Source organism: Acinetobacter sp. LMB-5 (assembly GCF_001541635.1).
GTDB lineage: Bacteria > Pseudomonadota > Gammaproteobacteria > Pseudomonadales > Moraxellaceae > Acinetobacter > Acinetobacter pittii.
The window spans coordinates 1-349 of record NZ_LRDR01000101.1 but is presented as its reverse complement, the minus strand read 5'-3'; the positions used below and the strand labels follow the sequence as shown (position 1 = coordinate 349).

Annotated in this window: 1 protein-coding gene; it reads right to left on the bottom strand. The window is 42.4% G+C overall.

Features of this window, described 5'->3' with window-relative positions:
* Positions 1-34: 34 nt before the first annotated feature.
* Positions 35-349 (bottom strand): Tn3 family transposase (locus AW165_RS18690; RefSeq protein ID WP_155859668.1); only part of this gene is annotated, 315 nt, incomplete at its 5' end.

The following is a 349-nucleotide window of genomic DNA, read 5'->3' as shown; positions in this document are numbered from 1 at the left end:
TGGGGTCCGCTTGGAAAACGGAAAATATCCTACGTTAAGGCTTCTTGTACGACTTTAAATCCACAGGCCTTAATGACCTAAATCTTTTCGGTGATAACTTGGTATTGGTGCGCCATATGTAATCACCACTGAGGTTAATATGTTCCCAACCAAGTGGCGATAGGTGAGCAATCAGATCTCCATCCGCTTCGATACCTTTTCGTTTAAGGGCCTCTATAGCTCTTTCTATATACACCGTATTCCATAATGTAATTGCTGCTGTAAGTAGAGTCAGTCCACTTGCTCGATAGCTTTGATTCTCAAGTCTTCGATCTCTTATTTCCCCAAGCCGATGCATAAAAACAGCTCT